This is a genomic window from Lacinutrix mariniflava (assembly GCF_001418015.1).
GTDB classification, from domain to species: Bacteria; Bacteroidota; Bacteroidia; order Flavobacteriales; family Flavobacteriaceae; genus Lacinutrix; species Lacinutrix mariniflava.
In genome coordinates, this window is sequence record NZ_LIQG01000001.1 from 1 (window position 1) to 1069 (window position 1069).

Annotated in this window: 2 protein-coding genes; both read right to left on the reverse strand. The window is 31.5% G+C overall.

The genetic code is table 11. From position 1 onward, the window contains the following. A partial coding sequence (locus ASC44_RS00005) for a TetR/AcrR family transcriptional regulator (protein WP_152973229.1) occupies nt 1–276 on the reverse strand: 276 nt, incomplete at its 3' end. Between the two features lie 123 nt (nt 277–399). Next, nucleotides 400–891 (reverse strand): hypothetical protein, encoded by a 492-nt coding sequence (locus ASC44_RS00010; protein ID WP_241491374.1) that lies wholly within the window; start codon nt 889–891, stop codon nt 400–402. Between the last annotated feature and the right edge of the window lie 178 nt (nt 892–1069).

Below are 1069 nucleotides of genomic sequence, written 5' to 3' on the forward strand. Positions count from 1 at the left end.
ACTTACAGAATCCATAAAAAAATGTTTAATATCTTCAATACCTTCGGTTCCATTTTTTAACTTTAGTAAAGTAGCACTTACTTTAGATTTGTAAAGATTTAAGCTTTCAAGAAATAAACCATGTTTGTTTCCAAAACTAGAATATATAGAGAACTTGTTTATGCCCATTTCTTTTTCAAGCATTTGCATCGACGTCGTTTCATAACCATTACGCCAAAAAAGGTGCATTGCTTTTTCTACTACTTCTTGTTCGTTATATTCTTTTTTTCTAGCCATCTTTCTTTCTGTAAAAACAGAACTCATTTCTAATTACAGGACAAAACTAACCAATCGTTTAGGTTTAAAAAATATTTTAACATTTATTTATATTTAAGGCCTGGTTTTTTTAAAGAGTATACTTTAATTATTTAGCTTTTTTATGGCAGAGAATGCCTTGTCTACATTGTTATCTTCAACTAAAACCGTAAATTCATTTGTAGTAGAAATTACTTCGTAAAGAGAAATGCCTTCCCAAGCAAAACGCTTAAATATTTGATAGTACAAACCAGATATTTTAGAATTGTTTTCTGGCAATCGAATACTAATAGCAGATAGGTTTTCGTGTAAACCAATCATCTCTTCGTTTTTAAAATGCGTTTGTGTTTTTGTTTTTTCTGAAGCCGAAATCACCATATTACTTTCATAAATACCACGCGAAAAACCGTAAAAAGCATTACTATCTATGGTTTCTAATAGTTTAGTATGACTATTAATTAAGGTCTTAGAATTTTTAAAAGTAAAATCAACCAAGTTGGAGCGTACCGTAATATCTCCTAAATTTTTTAAAACGGACTTTAACTGATTAGAATGTCTTAAGTCTTTTGGAGGATTGTAACGGCGTAAAGCCATCATAATGGCTCCAGTCTTAACTGGTTTTCTTAACATGGCACCAATAGGCGCTTGTAGCTCTTCGGCTAAAGCCGAAAAATTAATAATACTACGCGATAAAGCTTCTTCAAGAAAAAGGTTGTGTAACTATAATCTCTTCTACACAGGTTGCAATGGTTTACTAGGTGTGGTCGGCGTCTCT

Excerpts from the sequence above, each read along its gene's own strand:
- ASC44_RS00010 (WP_241491374.1), bottom strand. The coding sequence starts at position 891 with ATGATGGCTTTACGCCGTTACAATCCTCCAAAAGACTTAAGACATTCT.